Here is an 18,505-nt window from a genome sequence, read left to right as displayed (position 1 = left end):
CCGAAAAGTCAGGCCGCGCCCAGTGATCGAGTGAGGTCACGCGCACTCAACCGAGTGCACTCGGTCGCGAACCGGTCCGGCGGAACCATCAGCACCGGGCACTGTGCCCGGTTCAGGCAGTATTTCGAGGTGCCGCCGCGACCGGCCAGCCGGGCGAGTCGTCCGGGCCGCCCGACGCCCACCACCAGCAGGTCGTCGTCGCGGTACGCGTACTCGACGAGTGCGGGGCCGGGCAGCGCTTGGACGGTCACCAGGCGCAGGTCGACGTCACGGGGCAGCCCGCCCATCGCCGTGTCGAACGCGTGCCGGATCTCCGCCTTGGCGGCCGCGTCCAGTTCGGATTCCCAGATCCGTACCGTGGGGGCGTAATAACCGCCCGCAGTCGGCATCCACGCGCGCACGGCGTGCAGTTCGGCGGCGCGCGTACGCGCTTCGCTGACCGCCCGGCGCAGCGCTCGCAACCCCGACAGGGAGTCGTGCACTCCCAGGATCACCCTCAGCCGCTCGGTCATGGCTCCGTCACCTTCGACATCCTCTGATATCGATGAGACCAAGTCCGGGGGGCGTACGCAAGAGCGCCGCGGAGATTCATGCCCCTCCGCGAAGTTTGTCGACCAAATCGCGGCAGCCGTCGGCGGTTTCGTCGAGCGTCCAGCCTTCCTCGTCGAGCAGTTCGAGGTCGGCCAGCTGCCGGTCGAGTTCGGCTTGGATCGCCGGATGCGCCAGTTCCCAGCTCTCCAGGCGTACGCGGGGCGGTTTGCGGTGCGGCCAGTCCCGGTCGTCGCCGGCCAGCACGGAGGCGTAGTCGAAGCCGCGCCACCCGGACCACATCGCGAACTCGGCACAGCCGTGCAGGTAGCACTCGGCGGCGTAGAAGGCCGCCATCGCCGCGTGGTCGGCGGCGTCGGCCGGGTCGTCGTGCGGTTTCTGGTATGCCGGGCTCAGGTAGAACGCACCGACCGCCTCGGCCACCTCGGCGACGGACTGCTTGCCGTCGCGGCGGCCGCACAGGCCGTCCCAGACGACTTCGAGCACCGGGCGCCAGTGGCAGACGATCGCCGCCCGTTCCCGTTCCGGGAGCTGGTGGTGCTCGTGCTGCAGCCGGTCGGCCACGGCGGCGGCGAACGCCGTACGCTGCCGCCCGGCGAGGTTGGCCAGCATCGGCCGGACCGTCGCGCGGACGTCGAGGAAGTGCCGCAGGCCCAGCTCGTCCAGGTCCTCGCGGATCGCATCGTCGTGGATCGGATCCCGCACCACTCGACGGTATGCCCGATTCGCCGGTCGCGCCAAAGGAACGCCGTTGCGAATCTTCTGGAAGATCGCCCAGAATGGGATTCATGAGTGCGAGCACGCCGCGATTTACGTGCCCCCGGTTCTCCGGTGGGCCGACGTTCGCGCGCCGCGTTCGGTAACAGCCTCCCTGTCGATGGCGCGCACGTCCGCGCATCGATGGAGGAATACCGTGACCACCTCGTTGGAACGGCTGCTCGCCGTTCGCGACCTCACCGATCCCGCCGCCGGGCCGCACGCCGTGCATCTCGTCGCGGAGCGGCTCGAACAAGCCGTGGCGGCGATCTGGTGCGTCCCGATCCGCCGCGACCCGGGTCCCCGGATCGTCAGCGTCGCCGACAACTACGACCGGTTGCGCTACCGGCCCGACGACGTGACCCGCGACCGCCGGTACAGCCACTACCTCGGCGACGGCCGCATGCTCCGCTCCCACACCACCGCGCGCATACCGGCGCTGCTCCGGGAGACCACTGGCGACGTGCTGCTCAGCGTGCCGGGGATCTGCTATCGCCGCGATGTCATCGATCGGCAGCACGTCGGCCAGCCACACCAGCACGATCTGTGGCTCGTCCGGCCGGCTGGACCGCCGCTGACCTCGGACGATCTGACGAAAATGGTTCGCGCGGTCGTCGAGGCGATCCTGCCGGGGCGCGCTTGGCATACGCCGCCGAGCGTCCATCCCTACACGGTGGAGGGCCGCGAGATCTACGTCGGCGACGTCGAGATCGGCGAGTGCGGGCTCGCTCATCCCGAGGTGCTCGCGGCCGCCGGGCTGCCGGGCGGGTCGGGGCTCGCGATGGGGCTCGGCCTCGATCGGCTCACCATGCTCGCCAAGGGCGTACCGGACATCCGGCTGCTCCGCGATCCCGATCCGCGGGTGGCCGGGCAGATGCTCGACCTGCGCGCGTACCGGGCGGTCTCGAACCATCCGCCCACGCGCCGCGACTTGTCGCTCGCCGTCGGCGACGATCTCGACGCGGAACTCTTGGGCGATCTGGTACGCACAACGCTGGGCCCGGCGTCCGACGCCGTCGAGGAGGTTTCCGTCGTCTCTTCGACGCCCTACGACGACCTGCCGGTTTCGGCGCGGGACCGAATGGGTCTGCGACCGGGGCAGAAGAACGTCTTGCTACGTCTGGTCCTGCGGCACCCGTCCCGCACCCTCACCGCTGCCGACGCGAACGTCCTGCGGGACCGCGTCTACGCCGCGCTCCATGCCGGATCCGCCCACGAATGGGCGAGCGCTGCTCACGGCGTACAAGAGGAGAACTGAGGCGATGACCAGCGCGGGCCAGACGCCGGCGACGGCGACCAGGCCCGAACCGGCCGGGATGGCCACGGCCAGCGGCGCGAAGGTGAGCGTCGTGGCCGTGGCCGAGACGCGGCCGAGCAGCTCGTTGGGGGTGTTTCGCTGAACCGAGGTCATCGCGGCGACGACTGTCCACGGCAGACCGACGCCGGCGATGACCGCGCCCGCGACCACCCCGGGCAGCCAGGGCAGGCCGCGCAGCACGAGCCCGACGGCGAACAGCAGACCACCGAGCACGCCGAATCGGATCTCGGACAGCCGGTCCAGGGCGCGGCCCGCGAGCAGTCCCCCGATGATGGCGCCCGCTCCCTGCAGCGACGCCAGGACGCCGACGAAGCTCGCGGGCCGGCCCAGCTGGACCGTGACCACCTCCAGCTGGGCGGCGGTCACGAATCCGGACATCGCCACCGCGGTCGCCGCGATGACGACGGTTCGGCGGACGGGACCGGCCAGTCGGGCCAGGCGAACCCGCGTCTTGGGTCGCCGGGGCGGCTCATCTGCCTTGATCAGCGCATAGAGGACGGCGGAGAGCACCAGCGTGGCCGCGCAGGTCACGGCGACCGCGCCGCCACCTTGCCAGGCGAACAGGCCCGCCCCGGCCAGCGGCGCGATGATCTTCATGCTCTCTTGAGCGCTCATCCGCCAGCCGTTCAAGCGGCCCAGCGTGGCGGGCGGCACGGCGCTGGGCAGCAGGGCCGACTCGGCCGCGTCGTTGAGCACGTAGTTCACCCCGTACGCCAGCATCACCGCGTAGAGCAGCCAGAGATCGCCTCGCTCCTGGACGAGCAGCAGACTGAACAGCCCGGCCGCGAGCACCAGACTGGTGGCGACGAGCAGCCGCCGCCGCGGCACTTTGTCCACAAGCGAGCCCAGGAGCGGCCCGAACAGCGTCGGCAGGTAGACGCAGAGCCCGGCGAGCGCGGCCAGCTCGCTCGACCCGCTCAACGCGAGGACCCACACGGTGGCCGTCAACGACATCGCCGAGCCGCCGAAGCCGGAGGCGATCGAGACGCCCAGGAACAAAGGCACGTTCCGGTTCCTGCGTCCATTCTTGAGTTGCATGCGCTCAAGCCAGCGGGAGATGTCCTGGCAGCCAAGGTCAACTTTCCGTTGACTGCGGTACGCTGCCGCTATGACTCGCGCGTACGACGCCGTGATCGCGGTCGTCGCCCAGGGCGACGCGTCCGATGCCGACCGCCTGGCCGCCCTGGCGCGGATCGCGTCGGCCCGCAAGGACCTCGACTCCTTGGAACGCGGGCTGATCGCGGACCTCCGGGCGAACGGCGTCTCCTGGACCCGGATCGCCGCCACCATCGGCGTCGGCTCCCGGCAGGCGGCCGAACAGCGGTACCTCCGGCTCTGTGGCTCCCTCGACCGTCAACAGAGCGTTGACACAGTTGCCATTGCGACGCTGCGGGCCTCCGCACTCCGGGCACACACCACGTTGATCGCCTCGCCGCCGGACCATCCGCGCGCCCGGCTCGCGGTAGCCACGCTCGAACACGCGCTGTCCGCCGCCCCGGGTGCCCTGTACGCCCTCGTCGAACAGGCGCTCGGAGACCTCCAAGGCGTTCCCTTCGACTCGTCGGCGCTCACGTCAGCGCTTTCCGCGGCTCGCCTCGGCTCTCCTAAATAGGCGTATTCTGGGGATTCTTCGGTTTTTGGGGGTGCCCGATGAGTCTTCTCGCCACACTGGTCGCCAGCGCTTCCCTGCTGGCCGGCCCAGTCGCCGCGCCCTCCGCCGACCCTTCGGGAGACGGGCAGATGCAACAGGCCATCTCCGACTGGTTCACCAAGGGCGGCGACAAGCGCCTCACCGCGTTGCAGAACGACTTCGAGGCCATCGCGAAAGCCGCGACCGCGACGGATCTCCCAGCAGTGGAGGCCAGCTGCACCACGCTGAAGACCGATGTGGACGCCGCGCAGGCGTACGCCCCGCTGCCCGACGCGCGGGCGCAGAAGGCGTGGGCCGCCTCGCTGGACCTCTACGAGAAGGCCGCTCTCGACTGCGTCGCCGGAGCCGACCAGGCCGACGCCCAGTTGCTGCTCAAGTCGAACGACGAGATGACGCAGGGCAGCCAGGAACTGTCCAAGGCCACCGCGCGGGTCCAGGAGATCCTCCGCTGACGTCCATCCGACTTCCTCACTCCTGCGCGTACGCATCTTCGGCCGATTCGATCGGCTGTTTCAGTGGGCGGCCGGGGCCGATCTCATCGGGCTGACTGACCGAACTCCCGCTTTCTTGGGTTCTGCCGCCGAGCGCAGAGTTCCACCATGACTTATCCGCCTCCGGGCGATCCGTGGAATTCGCACGGTTCTGAGCCTTCCACCCAGCCGCTGCGCCCGTCTCCCCGGAAGAGCAGCAGCGCCCCGGGCCTGATCATCGGCGTGGTCGCCGCGGTGTTCGGCGGCCTCTGCGGCATCAGCCTCATCGTCTCGGCGTTGACCGCCGACCGCTCTTCCCCATCCGCCGCCGCCACCTCGCCTGCACCGCCGGCTTACCTCGAACCGGCGGAGACACAGAGCCCGGCTCCGGTCCAGACCGCGATCCTCGTCTCTCCGTCGGCCGCCCAGCCGCCTTCTCCGCGGGTCACGACCACGAAGCCGCCGTCGCCCAAACCCTCGCCGAAACCGTCCAAGACCACGAGCAAGCCCAAGCCCGTCTGCGATCCCAACTACGCGGACGGCTGCGTACCCGTGGCGTCTGATGTGGACTGCGCCGGTGGCAGCGGCAACGGTCCCGCGTACTTCTCCGGAACGGCCCGAGTCGTCGGCTCGGACATCTACGACCTCGACCGCGACAACGACGGCATCGCGTGTGAGAAGGACTAGCCCGGCAGCACCTCGTCCAGGACGCCCGCGTCGTCCACTGCGTAGACGCCAGACACCGCGCTCAGCGGCAAACTCCCGTAGATGTGCGGAAACGCCTCACCCCGGCTGGGCGCCGGCTCCCACTTCACCAGGTCACCCAGGCCCGCTTCGTCGATGGCGAGGACGACCAACGGTGTGCCGGGGCCGAAGACACGCAACGCCGTCGTCTGCGCCTGCGCACGGGACGCGCAGTGGATGAAACCGCTCTCGTGGTCGAACGGTGTGCCGTCGAACCGCCCGGACGCGGAGAACTCGGCCCACTCGGCCGGCCGTAGCAGCTTGTAGATCGCCATGCCGCCCAGCATCGCAGACCCCCGCGTACGCCCCGATCCTGCCATCGCCGCCTGGCGAGCGATCGGGCCGCGGCGGTGCGGCAGGTGACTTCGCGGGTGTCGACCCCCTTTGCGGGCCGGTTTCCGGCTGATTGGTCCGTCGGTGGAACGCCTTATACCTCACCGGTCGGCGGTTGGGTGCATGACGTTCCACCGGTGCTCGCGCCACCGGTTGTTCGCGCGAGGCTTGCTCAGAGCTGTCGATCCGGGGCGATCTGGAGACTCGGCTCGGGGCGAAATCGCCTTGCCGATCCGCAAGCAACCCCGGTAGGCATTGCCGCGTGAGCAGAACTCCACATCTCGGTCCCCCGCCGCGACGCCTCACCGTGGAGCCGGAACTGGTACGCCGACTCGTGGCGGACCAGTTCCCGCAGTGGGCGGGCCTACCGATCCGGCCGGTAGCCAACGGCGGCTGGGACAACTGGACCTTCCACCTCGGCTCGGGGATGTCGGTGCGGATGCCCAGCGCGGACGAGTACGCCCTCGCAGTCGACAAGGAGCACCGCTGGCTCCCACGACTCGCCCCGCAACTCCCTTTGCCTATCCCGGTCCCGTTGGCGAAAGGCGCACCCGACGCCGGCTATCCCTATTCGTGGTCGGTCTACCCGTGGATCGAGGGCGCGCAGGCGACCGAACGGGACATCGCCGACCCGATCCGATTCGCCCTCGACCTCGCCGAGTTCGTGGCCGCGCTGCAAAGCGTCGATCCGACGGACGGTCCCGGTCCGGGACTGCACAACTGGTACCGGGGCGGAACGCTGCGAACCTACCGACCGGCCGTCGACCGTGCACTCACTGCGCTCGACGGTCACCTCGACGTCGCGCTGGCCCACGAGATCTGGAAGCATTCGCTCGACGCGCCTTGGGACGGCAAGCCGACCTGGTTCCACGGCGACATCGCCCAGGGAAACCTCCTGCTCGACAACGGGAAGCTGACCGCTGTCATCGACTTCGGCACGTGCGGTGTCGGCGATCCCGCCTGCGACCTCGCGATCGCCTGGACCCTGCTGACCGCGGAAGGCAGCCAGGCGTACCGGGAACGCCTCGCAGTCGACGACGCGACGTGGGCGCGTGGGCGCGGCTGGGCGCTCTGGAAGACGCTCGCCACCTACTCCTGGTGTTTCGACGAACCCGACGATGACGACGCCGTGTCCGCGCGCCGCATCCTCGACGGCATTTTCACCGAGTACGCCGCAAGCCATCGTTAGCCGCGGATCGGAGGGGATTCGAACCCCCGGTAGGGCAGGCGCGTACGCCAGAAGCCCCACACGCCTCCTGCCACCTGTACGCAGGCTGCCCGGCAAGGCGGCGTCGCAATCGTCCTGACTCTGCCACCGATCCAGCGCTCAACCTTATTCACTCGGGGCGACCGAGGTCAGGTTCGCTTGTACGGCCCAAGGGCCGACGACAACCAGACCAGGGCGTGACTCTCATCCCTACCATGGCAAGTCATGGAGTTCGTAGATCCGTCGATCGCCGCACGTTCGTTCGCATCGAGCGATCCGGCGGGACGCCGGGCGTCGACCGGCTCGTCGCGCTACCGGCCGCAACAGCTCCTACCGGTACGCAACAAGAACTGTCCGGCGTCGTCCTCGTCGAGGATGAGCCGCCGATCAACTACAGCTTCACCGGCCGAGCCGTGGCGAGCGTCCTCGGGCGATGGCTGGCGCATCGGTTGTTCTTCCGAGGCGGCTGGACGGTGCACGTCGAGGCACCTGACCGAGATCCGGTCAAAATCCGTTGTCCTAACCGAAGCGCTGCCGACGCCCTGGCTCACCGACTGGTCGAGGATCTGACCAACCGCGGCCTGGCCGCACTCGACGACCTCCGATGATGCGCACCTTGCGGAGGAAGGTGGCGTCTCAAGAGAAGATTTGCTCCACTGCCGGCAGTTCGGTCGGTGGTTCATCGGTCATCCAGCCGTACTCCAAGGCCGAGAGGTAGCCGCGTTCAATCCACACGATCATCGTGCCAATCGTCTCCCCGTCGGCACTACGCACCCAGGCACAGCCCGGAGCCGGGCCGCCCAAGAACGCCGACGGGCGCACCGCCGCCGCATCCACTTCCAGCTCCAGAAGCGTGACCGGTCCACCTACCACCCGCAGGAAGGGAACCTGTGCGAGCAACTCCTCGCGCCCCTCAAACGTCTGGTCCTCAATGAGGCGCCGGACCAAGGCGCGAACTGCGAACGGCTCCATACCTTGATCATCCACACGACCGTCATTTGGCGTTGTAGTAGTTCGCCTCCGGGTGGTGCACGATGATCGCGTCCGTCGCCTGCTCCGGGTGCAGCTGGAACTCTTCGGAGAGCTCGACCCCGATCCGCCCCGCGTCCAGAAGCGACACGATCTTGGCGCGGTCTTCGAGGTCGGGGCAGGCGGGGTAGCCGAAGGCGTACCGGCAGCCGCGGTAGTCGTTGCGCAGGATGCCCGCGAGGTCGGCCGGGTCGGACGTGCCGACCGTGTCGCCGGAGGGCAGCACGAGTTCGGAGCGCACCCGCGAGTGCCAGTATTCGGCGAGCGCTTCGGTCAGCTGCACGGACAGGCCGTGGACTTCGAGGTAGTCACGGTACTGGTTGCCGGCGAACAGCTTGTTCGCGTACTCGCTGATGGTGTGGCCGACCGTCACGAGTTGCAGGGCCAGGACGTCGAGGCCCAGGTCGCGCGGGCGGAAGAAGTCGGCCAGGCACAGGCGGCGTTCTTGGCGTTGGCGCGGGAACGTGAAGCGGGCGCGTTCGCTGTGCCCGTTCTCGTCCAGCACGATCAGGTCGTTGCCCTCCGAGTACGCCGGGAAGTAGCCGTACACGACGGCGGATTCCAGGACCTGCTCGGTGGCGAAGCGTTCGAGCCAGTAGCGCAGCCGGGGCCGGCCTTCGGTCTCGACGAGTTCCTCGTAGGAGGGTCCTTGGCCGGCGCGGGCGCCCCGCAGGCCCCACTGGCCGAGGAACAGTGCTCGTTCGTCCAGCATGGACGCGTAGTCGGCGACCGGGATGCCTTTGACGACCCGGGTGCCGAAGAACGGCGGCTTCGGGACGTCCACGTCGGTCGCGACGTCACTGCGTACCGTGTCGTCGTCGAGGGCGGGCAGGTCGGCCGTGACGACCGCGCGGTGCTTGGCCCGGCGTTCCCGGCGGGCCGCCAGCGCGGCTTCGCGGGCCGGGTCCACGATGGTCGTCCCCGTACGCTTGGCGGTCATCACCCGGTCCATGAGGGCGAGCCCTTCGAAGGCGTCCCGGGCGTAGTGGACTTCGCCGCCGTCGAACAGGTCGCGCAGGTCGTCCTCGACGTAGGAGCGGGTCAGCGCGGCCCCGCCGAGCATGACGGGCCAGCGGCTGTGCAGGCCGCGGGCGAGCATCTCGGCGAGGTTCTCCTTCATGATGACCGTGCTCTTGACCAGCAGGCCCGACATGCCGATGACGTCGGCGTCGTGCTGTTCGGCGGCGTCGAGGATGGCGTTGATCGGCTGCTTGATGCCGAGGTTGACCACCGTGTACCCGTTGTTGGACAGGATGATGTCGACCAGGTTCTTGCCGATGTCGTGGACGTCGCCGCGCACGGTCGCGAGCACGATGGTGCCCTTGCCGGACGAGTCCGACTTCTCCATGTGCGGTTCCAGGTACGCCACCGCGTTCTTCATGACCTCGGCGGACTGCAACACGAACGGCAGCTGCATCTGGCCGGAGCCGAACAGGTCGCCGACGGTCTTCATGCCTTCGAGCAGGATCTCGTTGACGATGTCCAATGCGGACTTGTTCGCCAGCGCGGCGTCGAGGTCGGCCTCCAGACCGTTGCGCTCGCCGTCGACGATCCGCCGCTGCAGGCGCTCCTCCAGCGGCAGCGCCGCCAGCTCCTCAGCGCGGGTAGCGCGGGCCGAAGCGGCGTCCACTCCCTCGAACAGCTCGATGTAGCGCTGGAGCGGGTCGTACTCCACCGAACCGTCGGCGGCGAAGCGGCGGCGGTCGTAGACGAGGTCCAGCGCGACCTGGAGCTGCTCCTCCGGGATGCGGGCGATCGGCAGGATCTTCGAGGCGTGCACGATCGCGCTGGTCAGCCCGGCCTGCTGGCACTCGTGCAGGAACACCGAGTTCAGCACCTGCCGCGCGGCCGGGTTGAGGCCGAACGACACGTTCGAGATGCCCAGCGTGAAGTTGACGCCCGGATACAACGAGGCGATCTCCTTGATGGCGTCGATCGTCTCGATGCCGTCGCGGCGGGTCTCCTCCTGCCCGGTCGCGATCGGGAAGGTGAGCGCGTCGATGAAGATGTCCTCGCGCCGCAGTCCCCAGCGGCCGGTCAGGTCGTCGATCAGGCGCGACGCGATGCGGACCTTCCAGTCGCGCGTACGCGCCTGGCCCTCCTCGTCGATGGTCAGCGCGACGACCGCCGCGCCGTGCTCCTGGACGACCGGCATGACCCGCGCGTAACGCGAGGTAGGCCCGTCGCCGTCCTCGAAGTTCACCGAGTTGATGATCGACCGGCCGCCGAGCATCTCCAGACCCGCTTCGAGCACGGCCGGCTCGGTCGAGTCGAGCATGATCGGCAGCGTCGACGCGGTGGCGAACCGGCCCGCCAGCTCACGCATGTCCACCGCACCGTCCCGGCCGACGTAGTCGACGCACAGGTCGAGCAGGTGGGAACCGTCGCGCGCCTGCTGCCGCGCGATCTCGATGCACGCGTTGTAGTCGGCGGCGAGCATCGCCTCCCGGAACGCCTTCGAGCCGTTCGCGTTAGTCCGCTCCCCCACCATCAGCACGCTCGCGTCCTGCTGGAACGGCACGTGGTGGTAGAGGCTGGCCAGGCCGGCCTCCGGCTGGGGGCCGCGCTCGGCCGGCGCCGTGCCGTGCAGCTCGTCGACGACCGCGGCCAGGTGCGCCGGGGTCGTGCCGCAGCAGCCGCCGATCAGCCGCGCGCCGTAGTCGTTGACGAACCGGCCCAGCGCCTCGGTCAACTCCGCCGGGGTCAGCGGATAGCGCGCGCCGTCGGCCGTCAGCTCGGGCAGGCCCGCGTTCGGCATCACCGACAGCGGCACCCGCGAGTGCTGCGCGAGATAGCGCAGGTGCTCGGTCATCTCGGCCGGGCCGGTCGCGCAGTTGAGGCCGATCAAGTCGATGCCCAGCGGCTCCAGCGCGGTCAGGGCCGCGCCGATCTCACTGCCCAGGAGCATGGTCCCGGTGGTCTCGACGGTCACCTGGCAGACCAGCGCGATCGCACGCCCGCTCGCCGCGATCGCACGCTTCGCGCCGATCACCGCGGCCTTCGTCTGCAGCAGGTCCTGGCACGTCTCCACAAGGATCGCGTCCGCTCCGCCGTCCACCAGGCCGCGCACATTCTCCTGGTACGCGTCCCGCAGTGTCGCGTAGGGCACGTGGCCGAGGGTGGGCAGCTTCGTGCCCGGTCCGACGGAGCCGATGACGAAACGGGGGCGGTCAGGGGTGCTGAACCCGTGCGCCACCTCCTTCGCGATCTGGGCCCCGGTCAGCGAGTACTCGTAGATCCGCTCGCTGATCCCGTACTCGCCCAACGCCGCGAAGTTGGCGCCGAAGGTGTTCGTCTCGACGCAGTCCGAGCCCGCCGCGAAGTACGCCTCGTGCACCGACCGGACGATGTCGGGCCGGGTCACGTTGAGGACCTCGTTACAGCCCTCGAACCCGGAGAAGTCGTCCATGGTCGGATTGGCCGCCTGCAGCATGGTCCCCATCGCACCGTCGGCGATGAGAATCCGATCACGAAGAGCAGCGAGGAAGGCGTTGGTCACCCGGCAAGCCTAGCCAATCGGGCAGACGACCCTTCGGACACGGCCCGGCTCCCGGGTTGTGAGAACGGTGCCGCGTCGGTCCCGCGGACTAGGGTGTAGGGGTGAGCGAGTTCGACGGACTGCCGACCCTGCGCAACCCGGTGGCGCTGGCCGCCTTCGAGGGCTGGAACGACGCGGCCGACGCGGCCAGCGGCGCCCTCGACCACCTGGAGCAGGTCTGGGACGCCAAAGAGGTCGCGGCGGTCGACCCCGAGGATTACTACGACTTCCAGGTCACCCGGCCGCACATCAGCCTGGTCGACGGCGACACCCGGCGCATCGAGTGGCCGACGACCCGGTTCCTCGTGGCCAGCCCACCCGGGGCCGACCGCGACGTCGTGCTGATCCGCGGGATCGAGCCCAACATGCGCTGGCGCGGCTTCTGCGCCGACGTGCTGGAGCTGTGCCACAGCCTGGAGGTCAGCCGGATCGTGCTGCTCGGGGCGCTACTGGCCGACGTGCCCTACAGCCGTCCGCTGCCGATCAGCGGCAGCTCCCCCAACGCCGAGGCCATGCAGCGCTACAACCTGCTGCCGACCCGTTACGAGGGCCCGACCGGCATCGTGGGGGTGATGCACGACGCCGCGCAGACGGCCGAGCTGGAGTCGTTGTCGTTCTGGGTGCACGTTCCCCACTACGCGAACAACCCGCCCTGCCCGAAGGCGACCCTCGCCCTGCTGCACCGCATCGAGGAGGTGCTCGACCTCCCCGTGCCCGTCGGCGACCTGGCCGAGGAGGCGGCCGAGTGGGAGGACAAGGTCCGCGCCGCCGGCGAGCAGGACGCCGAGCTGGGTGAGTACCTGCGGGAGCTGGAGGAACGCGCGGGCGACGCCGGCCTGCAGCCGCTGTCGGGCGACGAGATCGCCAGCGAGTTCGAGAAGTACCTGCGCCGCCGCGGCGGCGGCAACTCCGGACCGGCCGGTCCTACCGCCGGACTCTTCTGAGACACCCGTTCTAAAGCGCGTACCTGGCCTCTGGGCGAATTGCGCGCTTTAGAACACCACGCCTAAAGAATCCTAGGAATCTAGGTATTCGGACATTCGTGCGGCACAATCCGGTTGTGACAGAGGTGAGCACTTCCGGGATCAATCCGGGCGTCGCCGAGTACCCGCACCGGCAGATCGCCGACGCGCTGCGCGCCCGCATCCGACGCGGCGACTGGGCCGCCGGGGAACGGCTGCCCAGCATCCCCGCCATGGCGACGATGTTCGGCGTCGCGAAGCAGACCATCCAGCGCACCGTCGACCAGCTGCGGGTCGAGGGGCTGCTGATCACCAAGCCGGGCTCCGGCACATACGTCCGAGGCACCCGGCGCCGGCTCAACCGGCTGGCGCGCGGCCGCTACGGCGCGCACCGCGGGTACCACGCCGATCTGGCCGCGCGCTACCGCCAGCAGCTCGTGTCCGTCGGTCGCGAGGCCGCGCCGGCCGAGGTCACCGACGCGTTCGGGGTGCCCGACGGTACAATCCTGGTGGTACGCCGATATCTCGTCCGGACGCTGGACACCACGGTGTCGCAGGTGACCGTCGAGGTGGGCGCGTCCTGGTTCCTGCCGTCCGATGTCGACGGTTCCGGGATCGAACGCGCGGAGGCGTTCGGGCGTCCGCTCTACCAGGAGGTCGAGGAGGTCACCGGGCGGCGTTACGTCACCGCCACCGACGTCCTCAGCGCGCGGCTGCCCACCCGGGACGAGTCCGAACTGCTGGCGATGCGGCCCGACACGCCCGTGCTGCACCTGCTGCACATCGCGTACGACGACCGGCACCGCCCGATCGAGGTCGCCCAGTCGACCTGGCCCGGCCCGATGACGACGCTGACCGAGGACTACCAGATCCCGGCGCCGCGGCCCGACTCCGTCGACGACGACCCGGGACTGGTCCTGGGCTGACCAGGTCGAGTTACGTGTTCGCACCCGCCGGGTACAGGGTCGCCCGGAGGTGGGAACGATGACGAACGAGACCGTGGAGGTACGCCCGACCGAGCGCGGCTGGGAGGTGGTGGCCGCCCTGCCCGGCGTCGCACCGGAAGAGGTCGCCGTCGAGGTGGCCGACCGGGAACTGCGCATCGTCGTGGCGTCCGAGGACGACGCCACGCCGGCCGCGCTGGACCGCCGGGTGAAGCTGCCGGGCGACGTGGACCCCGACAACGTGGACGCGACGATGGATCACGGGCTGCTCACCGTGCGGCTGCCCCGGACGGAGGCACTCCCGGAGCCGATCCCGGGCCAGATCGCGACCGCCGGTGAGCAGCTCGACCAGGGGCGCGAACCGGCCGGCGGCTACCCCACCGGCGAGGACGCCACCGGCAAGAACGTGGCCGCGGGCGTACCCCTGAGGTGAATCAGGCGGCCGCGGGCTCGGCGACGGGCCGGCGGTCGGCGGGGGTTATCGGCACGGACACCAGCGCGAACAGCGCGGCGAGCCCGATGCCCACGGCATAGCCGTTGCCCGCGATCAGCGCGCCGATCAGGCCGGGCGTGAGCGCACCGACGATGTTCTGCACCATGTTGTGTACGCCGAGCGCCCGCCCGGCCCACGCCGACCCGGCCAGTTCGGCCACGGCGGTGAACGCGAAGCCGTTGCCCGCCATGGCGACGACGAGCGCGCCGATCAGCAGGGCTGGACTGAGCCCGAGGTCGAGTTCGATGGCGGCCGCCGCCAGCAGGCCGACCAGGCCGTTGACCACGGCGAGCTGGCGCATGGGGCGCAGCCGGCTGCCGACCGCGTCGGACCATCGTCCACACGCGACTCGGCACAGCGCCCCGAAGATCTGTACGCCCGCCAGCAGCTGCCCGGCGAGTGCGGCGTCCCAGCCGCGCTCGGCGACGAGGTAGTCGTAGGTGAACGCCGCGGTCGTGAACTGCGGCACGACGAGCAGCATGGCGGCGCCGTGGATGCGCCACAGATCCGGCAGCCGGTACGGGTTGCGCCCGTTCGCCGGTCCGGCCGCCGCTCCCCGGGGCGGGTCGACCACGAAGATCGCCACGACCACCGACGTCACCAGGCACACCGCCGCCAGTACGCCCAACGCCCCCGGCAGGCCGTGCGCGGCGGCCACCGGCGGCAGCGCCAGCGCCGCGACCGCGATGCCGAGCGGCTGCGCGGCCTGCCGGAACGCCATCGCGACGCCGCGCCGCTCGGGCGGGAACCAGCCGAGCACCACTTTGCCGCTGGCCGAGTTCGCCGACGAGCCCAACGCTCCGGCCAGGCCCAACAGCAGCCCGGTGACAGGAATCGACGGATGGGTCACCGCGGCGATCGCCAGGACGACGCCTGCCAGCCCCTGCCCCAGCGACATCGTCACCCGCTCGCCGAACCGGTCGGCGACCCAGCCCCAGGCCACCAGCGTGAACAGCATGCCGGCGCTGGGTGCCCCCACGATCAGACCGGCCTGGCCGAGACTGAGCCCGTGCCCACGGAGCACCGGCACGAGCACCGGCAGGCCGTACATGAAGACGCAGCTGGCGCCTTGCGCCGCCATTCCGAGGGCCAGCATGGACCAAGCCGGGGAACGCTTGCGTGAGCCGCCAGGAGTGCGGTCAGCGCGGGGGGCTGATCTCATGATCCCGACGCTATGCCTGTCGTCTCATAAGTCAAGACAAGCATCCCGACATATGGGACGCCTGTGGCTCAGCTCACGGGACGACCGGCAAGTTGATCATGGCCGTAAGTCCAGGCGGGCGGGGCGGGCGGAGGGTGGAGGGCTACAGGTAGACGCCGAGGAGGGCGTCGACGGTCGACGACATCAGGTCGGGGGCGTCCGCGTCGTCGCCTTCGCCGCTCAGTGCCCCGTCGACCCATTCGTCGACGAGCGCCAGCGCCTTCGGGGTGTCCAGGTCGTCGGTGAGCGCCGTGCGTACTCCGGCCAGGAGAGCGGCGCCGGACGGGCCGGCGGGCGCCGACGCGGCCGCTCGCCAGCGGGCCAGCCGTTGTTCGGCCGCCTTGAGCAGGTCGTCGGTCCACTGACGGTCGGCGCGGTAGTGGTCGGCGACGAGGGCGAGCCGCAACGCGTTCGGGTCGACGTGGTCGGCCCGCAGACGCGAGACGAAGACCAGATTCCCCCGGGACTTGCTCATCTTCTCGCCGTGCAGCCCGATCATCCCGGCGTGCACGTAGTGCTGGGCGAACGGCTCGACGCCGGAGAGCACCTCGGCGTGCGCGGCCGAACATTCGTGGTGCGGGAACAGCAGATCGTTGCCGCCACCCTGAACCTCCACGGTGTCGCCGATCAGCGTCATCGCGATGACGGCGCACTCGATGTGCCAGCCGGGGCGGCCCGGGCCGAGCGAACCACCCGGCCACGACGGCTCGTCGGGGCGTACGCCGCGCCACAGCAACGGGTCGAGGGCGTCACGCTTGCCGGCGCGCTCGGGGTCGCCGCCGCGCTCGGCGAAGAAGGCCAGCATCTGCTCGCGCGACAAGTTGGACTCGTAACCGAATCGGGGCGCGGCGCTGATGTCGAAGTAGACGTCGCCGGTCCCGTCGTCGAGCCGGTACGCCACTCCCCGCTCGAGCAGTTCCTGCACCTTCTCCGCGATGACCGGGATGGACTCGACCGCGCCGACGTAGTGCTCCGGCGGGATGATCCGCAGCGCCTCCATGTCCTCGCGGAACAGCGCCGTCTCCCGCATCGCCAGGACGACCCAGTCCTCGTGGTCGCGGGCGGCCCGCTCCAGCAGCGGATCGTCGATGTCGGTGACGTTCTGGACGTAGACGACCTCATGCCCGGCGTCGCGCCAGAGGCGGTTCACCAGGTCGAAGGTGATCATCGTGGCGGCATGCCCGAGGTGGGTCGCGTCATACGGTGTGATGCCGCAGACGTAGAGCCCGGCGCGGCCGTCCGGCCGGCTCGGGAACTTGTCTCGGCGGGCCGAATCGAACAGGTACAGCGGCTGGCCCGCGCCGGGCAGGCGGGGCACCTCGGGAGCGGACCATGATTCCATTCCGCCAGCCTATCCGGCCCCCGGCGACGCCCCACCTGGGTGCGGCGGGAACAAGCGCGCCGGGTGCACGGTTGGGAATGCGGGAGGCTAAGGTCGGAGCATGACTCATCAGGTGTTCGCGTTCGACCCGCCCGAGCGGTTCGTGGCCGGCACCGTGGGTCCGCCCGGGGAGCGGACTTTCTACCTGCAGGCGCGCGGCGGGGGCCGGGTGGTCAGTGTCGCGCTGGAAAAGGTGCAGGTGTCGTTGCTCGCCGAGAAGCTCGAGGAGCTGCTCGCCGAGGCGCACAGCCGGTTCGGGCTCAAACTGCCGGAGTCGTCGGCGATCGTCGACAACGAGCCGCTCGACTCCCCCGTCGAGGAGGAGTTCCGGGTCGGCACGCTCGGGCTGGCCTACGACGTCGAGGAGACCTCGGTCATCATCGAGGCGATCGCCGTCGAGGAAGCCGAGTTCGACGCCGACGCCGAGACCGACGCCCCCGAGGACGAGGCCGGCGAGATCCCCGACCATCTCGATCGGCTGCGGGTTCGCCTGACGCCGCAAGGCGTACGGGACTTCGTCGACCGCGCCAAGCGGGTGCTCGCCGCCGGCCGCCCGCCGTGCCCGTTGTGCGGTCAGCCGCTCGACCCCGCCGGTCACCTCTGCCCGCGGAACAATGGCTACCACCGCCGATAAGCCGGCGCTGGCCCTTCTCGTCCACGGTGAGATGGAGATCGAGGGCCGCCTGGTCGACGCGTCCAACACCACGCTCCGCGTGATCCTCACCCATGAGGGCGCCGAGGCCCGCGCGGTTTACAAGCCGGTACGCGGAGAGGCCCCGCTGTGGGACTTCCCGGACGGTACGCTCGCCGGTCGCGAAGTGGCCGCGTACCTGGTGAGCGAGGCGCTCGGCTGGAACGTCGTGCCGCCGACGGTGCTGCGCGACGGACCACTGGGACCCGGCATGTGCCAGTTGTGGATCGACGAGCTGGACGAGCCTCCGGTCGGCTTCATCCCCGCGTACGCCGTGCCCGAGGGCTGGTTCCCGATCGCGAGCGCCCGCGACGAGGAGGGCGACGCGTTCGTGCTCGCGCACGCGGATCTGCCGGCCCTGGCGCGGATGGCGTTGTTCGACGCGGTCGTCAACAACGCCGATCGCAAGGGCGGGCACGTGCTCGCCGCGGGCGACCGGTTGTACGGCGTCGACCACGGGATCTGCTTCCACAGCGAATCCAAGCTGCGCACCGTCTTGTGGGGCTTCGCCGGTCGCGAGATCCCCGACGACCTCCGGGCCGATCTGTTGGGTCTGAGCCTCGACGGGCTGCTCGACGATCACCTGACCGTCACGGAGATCTCCGCGCTGGCCGACCGGATCGGGATGCTCACGACGCTGGGCGTCTTCCCACAGCCCGACCCGGATCGCCGCGTCCTCCCCTGGCCGCCGATCTGACGACCTCGCCATCGCTCGCGCTCGCCGGCGCTGTCGGAGCTCCGGCCGGCGCTGATCAAGCAGCCGCCGCCGCCCACTCGTCGGCCGTGATCTCCCAGGTCTTGTCGTCGACCTGGTGCAGTCCCACTTTCTCCACGACGCGCACCGACGCCGGATTCTCCCGGGAGAACTGGGCGTAGATCCGGGTCAGGCCCAGCTCGTCGAAGCCGAGGCGGACCATCTCGATCGCCGCCCGCGTCGCCACTCCCCGGCCCCAGTAGTCCGGATGGATCACGTAGCCGATCTCGGCCGACGAACCTTCGAGTGTGAGGCCGATGGAGCCGACCACCCTGTCGTGGACGACGATCACACGCTCGCGACGGGGTGCGTCGGGCTGGCCGGCCAGCTCGGTCAGGAAGGTTCGAACGTCCTCCACCGACGGCACCTGGGTGGCGTCGACCGTCGGCAGGACAAGCGGATGGGCCGCGAAGGCGTGGAACTGCTCGGCGTCGGCGGGGGTCGGCTCACGAAGGACAACATCGATCGTCATACTCGAAACACT

The 18,505-nt window shown here is 70.0% G+C and carries 19 protein-coding genes, 1 tRNA gene and 1 pseudogene; 11 read left to right on the top strand and 10 right to left on the bottom strand.

Annotated elements, in window-relative coordinates; all coding sequences use genetic code 11:
* Nucleotides 1-8: 8 nt before the first annotated feature.
* Both AB0H43_RS20080 and AB0H43_RS20075 read right to left on the bottom strand, forming a co-directional pair.
* Nucleotides 9-512 carry a universal stress protein gene (locus tag AB0H43_RS20080; RefSeq protein WP_360001058.1) on the bottom strand — a complete coding sequence of 168 codons (504 nt, stop codon included), beginning with the start codon at nt 510-512 and terminating at the stop codon, nt 9-11.
* Nucleotides 513-588: 76 nt separating this feature from the next.
* Nucleotides 589-1,254 carry a hypothetical protein gene (locus tag AB0H43_RS20075; RefSeq protein ID WP_360001057.1) on the bottom strand — a complete coding sequence of 222 codons (666 nt, stop codon included), beginning with the start codon at nt 1,252-1,254 and terminating at the stop codon, nt 589-591.
* Nucleotides 1,255-1,462: 208 nt separating this feature from the next.
* Here AB0H43_RS20075 and AB0H43_RS20070 point away from each other — a divergent pair, with 208 nt between their 5' ends.
* Nucleotides 1,463-2,563, top strand: a complete 1,101-nt coding sequence (locus tag AB0H43_RS20070) for a hypothetical protein (RefSeq protein ID WP_360001055.1) — start codon at nt 1,463-1,465, stop codon at nt 2,561-2,563.
* 36 nt (nt 2,564-2,599) lie between these two features.
* Here the strand turns inward: AB0H43_RS20070 and AB0H43_RS20065 are convergent.
* Nucleotides 2,600-3,661, bottom strand: a pseudogene (locus tag AB0H43_RS20065) (MFS transporter); the annotation flags it as partial.
* 70 nt (nt 3,662-3,731) lie between these two features.
* On the opposite strand from AB0H43_RS20065, the gene AB0H43_RS20060 reads away from it, so the two are divergent.
* From AB0H43_RS20060 to AB0H43_RS20050, 3 genes are all read left to right on the top strand, one after another.
* The gene (locus AB0H43_RS20060; protein WP_360001053.1) at nt 3,732-4,235 is read left to right on the top strand and encodes a hypothetical protein; all 504 of its coding nucleotides are present in this window, start codon (nt 3,732-3,734) and stop codon (nt 4,233-4,235) included.
* 38 nt (nt 4,236-4,273) lie between these two features.
* A complete protein-coding gene (locus tag AB0H43_RS20055) occupies nt 4,274-4,726 on the top strand; it encodes a hypothetical protein (protein WP_360001051.1) in 453 nt (150 codons plus the stop codon).
* A gap of 147 nt (nt 4,727-4,873) precedes the next feature.
* Nucleotides 4,874-5,431 carry a hypothetical protein gene (locus AB0H43_RS20050; protein ID WP_360001049.1) on the top strand — a complete coding sequence of 186 codons (558 nt, stop codon included), beginning with the start codon at nt 4,874-4,876 and terminating at the stop codon, nt 5,429-5,431.
* Here AB0H43_RS20050 and AB0H43_RS20045 read toward each other — a convergent pair.
* On the bottom strand, nt 5,428-5,763 hold the full coding sequence (locus AB0H43_RS20045; RefSeq protein ID WP_360001047.1) for a DUF952 domain-containing protein: 336 nt from the start codon (nt 5,761-5,763) through the stop codon (nt 5,428-5,430). The genes AB0H43_RS20050 and AB0H43_RS20045 overlap by 4 nt on opposite strands.
* 320 nt (nt 5,764-6,083) lie before the next feature.
* Here AB0H43_RS20045 and AB0H43_RS20040 point away from each other — a divergent pair, with 320 nt between their 5' ends.
* Entirely contained in the window at nt 6,084-7,010 is a 927-nt protein-coding gene (locus AB0H43_RS20040; protein ID WP_360001045.1) for an aminoglycoside phosphotransferase family protein, read from the top strand.
* A 3-nt stretch (nt 7,011-7,013) separates the two neighbouring features.
* On the opposite strand, the gene AB0H43_RS20035 is transcribed toward AB0H43_RS20040, so the two are convergent.
* Nucleotides 7,014-7,143: transfer RNA gene (locus tag AB0H43_RS20035), tRNA-OTHER, on the bottom strand.
* Nucleotides 7,144-7,243: 100 nt separating this feature from the next.
* Between AB0H43_RS20035 and AB0H43_RS20030 the strand changes: the two genes are divergently transcribed.
* Nucleotides 7,244-7,636 carry a hypothetical protein gene (locus AB0H43_RS20030; RefSeq protein WP_360001043.1) on the top strand — a complete coding sequence of 131 codons (393 nt, stop codon included), beginning with the start codon at nt 7,244-7,246 and terminating at the stop codon, nt 7,634-7,636.
* Nucleotides 7,637-7,664: 28 nt separating this feature from the next.
* Here AB0H43_RS20030 and AB0H43_RS20025 read toward each other — a convergent pair whose 3' ends face one another.
* Nucleotides 7,665-8,000: a hypothetical protein gene (locus tag AB0H43_RS20025; protein WP_360001041.1), complete on the bottom strand. Its 336-nt coding sequence runs from the start codon at nt 7,998-8,000 to the stop codon at nt 7,665-7,667.
* A gap of 22 nt (nt 8,001-8,022) precedes the next feature.
* Complete coding sequence (gene metH / locus AB0H43_RS20020; RefSeq protein WP_360001040.1) at nt 8,023-11,556, bottom strand: methionine synthase; 3,534 nt, start codon at nt 11,554-11,556, stop codon at nt 8,023-8,025.
* A gap of 101 nt (nt 11,557-11,657) precedes the next feature.
* Between metH and AB0H43_RS20015 the strand changes: the two genes are divergently transcribed.
* The 3 genes from AB0H43_RS20015 to AB0H43_RS20005 all read left to right on the top strand — a co-directional run bounded on the left by AB0H43_RS20015 (nt 11,658) and on the right by AB0H43_RS20005 (nt 13,934).
* Nucleotides 11,658-12,539 carry a PAC2 family protein gene (locus tag AB0H43_RS20015; RefSeq protein WP_360001038.1) on the top strand — a complete coding sequence of 294 codons (882 nt, stop codon included), beginning with the start codon at nt 11,658-11,660 and terminating at the stop codon, nt 12,537-12,539.
* A gap of 116 nt (nt 12,540-12,655) precedes the next feature.
* Nucleotides 12,656-13,483: a GntR family transcriptional regulator gene (locus AB0H43_RS20010; protein WP_360001036.1), complete on the top strand. Its 828-nt coding sequence runs from the start codon at nt 12,656-12,658 to the stop codon at nt 13,481-13,483.
* 58 nt (nt 13,484-13,541) lie between these two features.
* Nucleotides 13,542-13,934, top strand: a complete 393-nt coding sequence (locus AB0H43_RS20005) for an Hsp20/alpha crystallin family protein (protein WP_360001034.1) — start codon at nt 13,542-13,544, stop codon at nt 13,932-13,934.
* Nucleotide 13,935: 1 nt separating this feature from the next.
* Here the strand turns inward: AB0H43_RS20005 and AB0H43_RS20000 are convergent, their stop codons facing one another.
* Together AB0H43_RS20000 and mshC are read right to left on the bottom strand one after the other, a co-directional pair.
* Nucleotides 13,936-15,090 carry an MFS transporter gene (locus tag AB0H43_RS20000; RefSeq protein ID WP_360001032.1) on the bottom strand — a complete coding sequence of 385 codons (1,155 nt, stop codon included), beginning with the start codon at nt 15,088-15,090 and terminating at the stop codon, nt 13,936-13,938.
* Between the two features lie 208 nt (nt 15,091-15,298).
* Entirely contained in the window at nt 15,299-16,537 is a 1,239-nt protein-coding gene (mshC, locus tag AB0H43_RS19995) for a cysteine--1-D-myo-inosityl 2-amino-2-deoxy-alpha-D-glucopyranoside ligase (protein ID WP_360001030.1), read from the bottom strand.
* Nucleotides 16,538-16,637: 100 nt separating this feature from the next.
* Here mshC and AB0H43_RS19990 point away from each other — a divergent pair, with 100 nt between their 5' ends.
* On the top strand, nt 16,638-17,210 hold the full coding sequence (locus AB0H43_RS19990) for a DUF3090 domain-containing protein (RefSeq protein WP_360001029.1): 573 nt from the start codon (nt 16,638-16,640) through the stop codon (nt 17,208-17,210).
* Nucleotides 17,191-17,964 (top strand): SCO1664 family protein, encoded by a 774-nt coding sequence (locus AB0H43_RS19985; RefSeq protein WP_360001027.1) that lies wholly within the window; start codon nt 17,191-17,193, stop codon nt 17,962-17,964. The genes AB0H43_RS19990 and AB0H43_RS19985 overlap by 20 nt, the downstream gene beginning before the upstream one ends.
* Before the next feature lie 55 nt (nt 17,965-18,019).
* Here the strand turns inward: AB0H43_RS19985 and AB0H43_RS19980 are convergent, their stop codons facing one another.
* Entirely contained in the window at nt 18,020-18,493 is a 474-nt protein-coding gene (locus AB0H43_RS19980; protein ID WP_360001025.1) for a GNAT family N-acetyltransferase, read from the bottom strand.
* Between the last annotated feature and the right edge of the window lie 12 nt (nt 18,494-18,505).

Origin of the sequence: Hamadaea sp. NPDC050747 (assembly GCF_040654195.1) — a bacterium.
In the GTDB taxonomy this organism is placed as follows: domain Bacteria; phylum Actinomycetota; class Actinomycetes; order Mycobacteriales; family Micromonosporaceae; genus Hamadaea.
Note: the sequence above shows the minus strand (reverse complement) of the source record. Positions and strands in the feature narration are given on the sequence as shown.

Bases quoted from the DNA above. Each gene is read 5' to 3' on its own strand.
- AB0H43_RS20005 (WP_360001034.1), top strand. From the start codon at position 13,542: ATGACGAACGAGACCGTGGAGGTACGCCCGACCGAGCGCGGCTGGGAG.
- AB0H43_RS20055 (WP_360001051.1), top strand. From the start codon at position 4,274: ATGAGTCTTCTCGCCACACTGGTCGCCAGCGCTTCCCTGCTGGCCGGC.
- AB0H43_RS20080 (WP_360001058.1), bottom strand. From the start codon at position 512: ATGACCGAGCGGCTGAGGGTGATCCTGGGAGTGCACGACTCCCTGTCG.
- AB0H43_RS20030 (WP_360001043.1), top strand. From the start codon at position 7,244: ATGGCAAGTCATGGAGTTCGTAGATCCGTCGATCGCCGCACGTTCGTT.
- AB0H43_RS19990 (WP_360001029.1), top strand. From the start codon at position 16,638: ATGACTCATCAGGTGTTCGCGTTCGACCCGCCCGAGCGGTTCGTGGCC.
- AB0H43_RS20060 (WP_360001053.1), top strand. From the start codon at position 3,732: ATGACTCGCGCGTACGACGCCGTGATCGCGGTCGTCGCCCAGGGCGAC.
- AB0H43_RS20050 (WP_360001049.1), top strand. From the start codon at position 4,874: ATGACTTATCCGCCTCCGGGCGATCCGTGGAATTCGCACGGTTCTGAG.
- mshC (WP_360001030.1), bottom strand. From the start codon at position 16,537: ATGGAATCATGGTCCGCTCCCGAGGTGCCCCGCCTGCCCGGCGCGGGC.
- AB0H43_RS19980 (WP_360001025.1), bottom strand. From the start codon at position 18,493: ATGACGATCGATGTTGTCCTTCGTGAGCCGACCCCCGCCGACGCCGAG.
- AB0H43_RS20000 (WP_360001032.1), bottom strand. From the start codon at position 15,090: ATGCTGGCCCTCGGAATGGCGGCGCAAGGCGCCAGCTGCGTCTTCATG.
- AB0H43_RS20045 (WP_360001047.1), bottom strand. From the start codon at position 5,763: ATGGCGATCTACAAGCTGCTACGGCCGGCCGAGTGGGCCGAGTTCTCC.
- AB0H43_RS19985 (WP_360001027.1), top strand. From the start codon at position 17,191: ATGGCTACCACCGCCGATAAGCCGGCGCTGGCCCTTCTCGTCCACGGT.
- AB0H43_RS20025 (WP_360001041.1), bottom strand. From the start codon at position 8,000: ATGGAGCCGTTCGCAGTTCGCGCCTTGGTCCGGCGCCTCATTGAGGAC.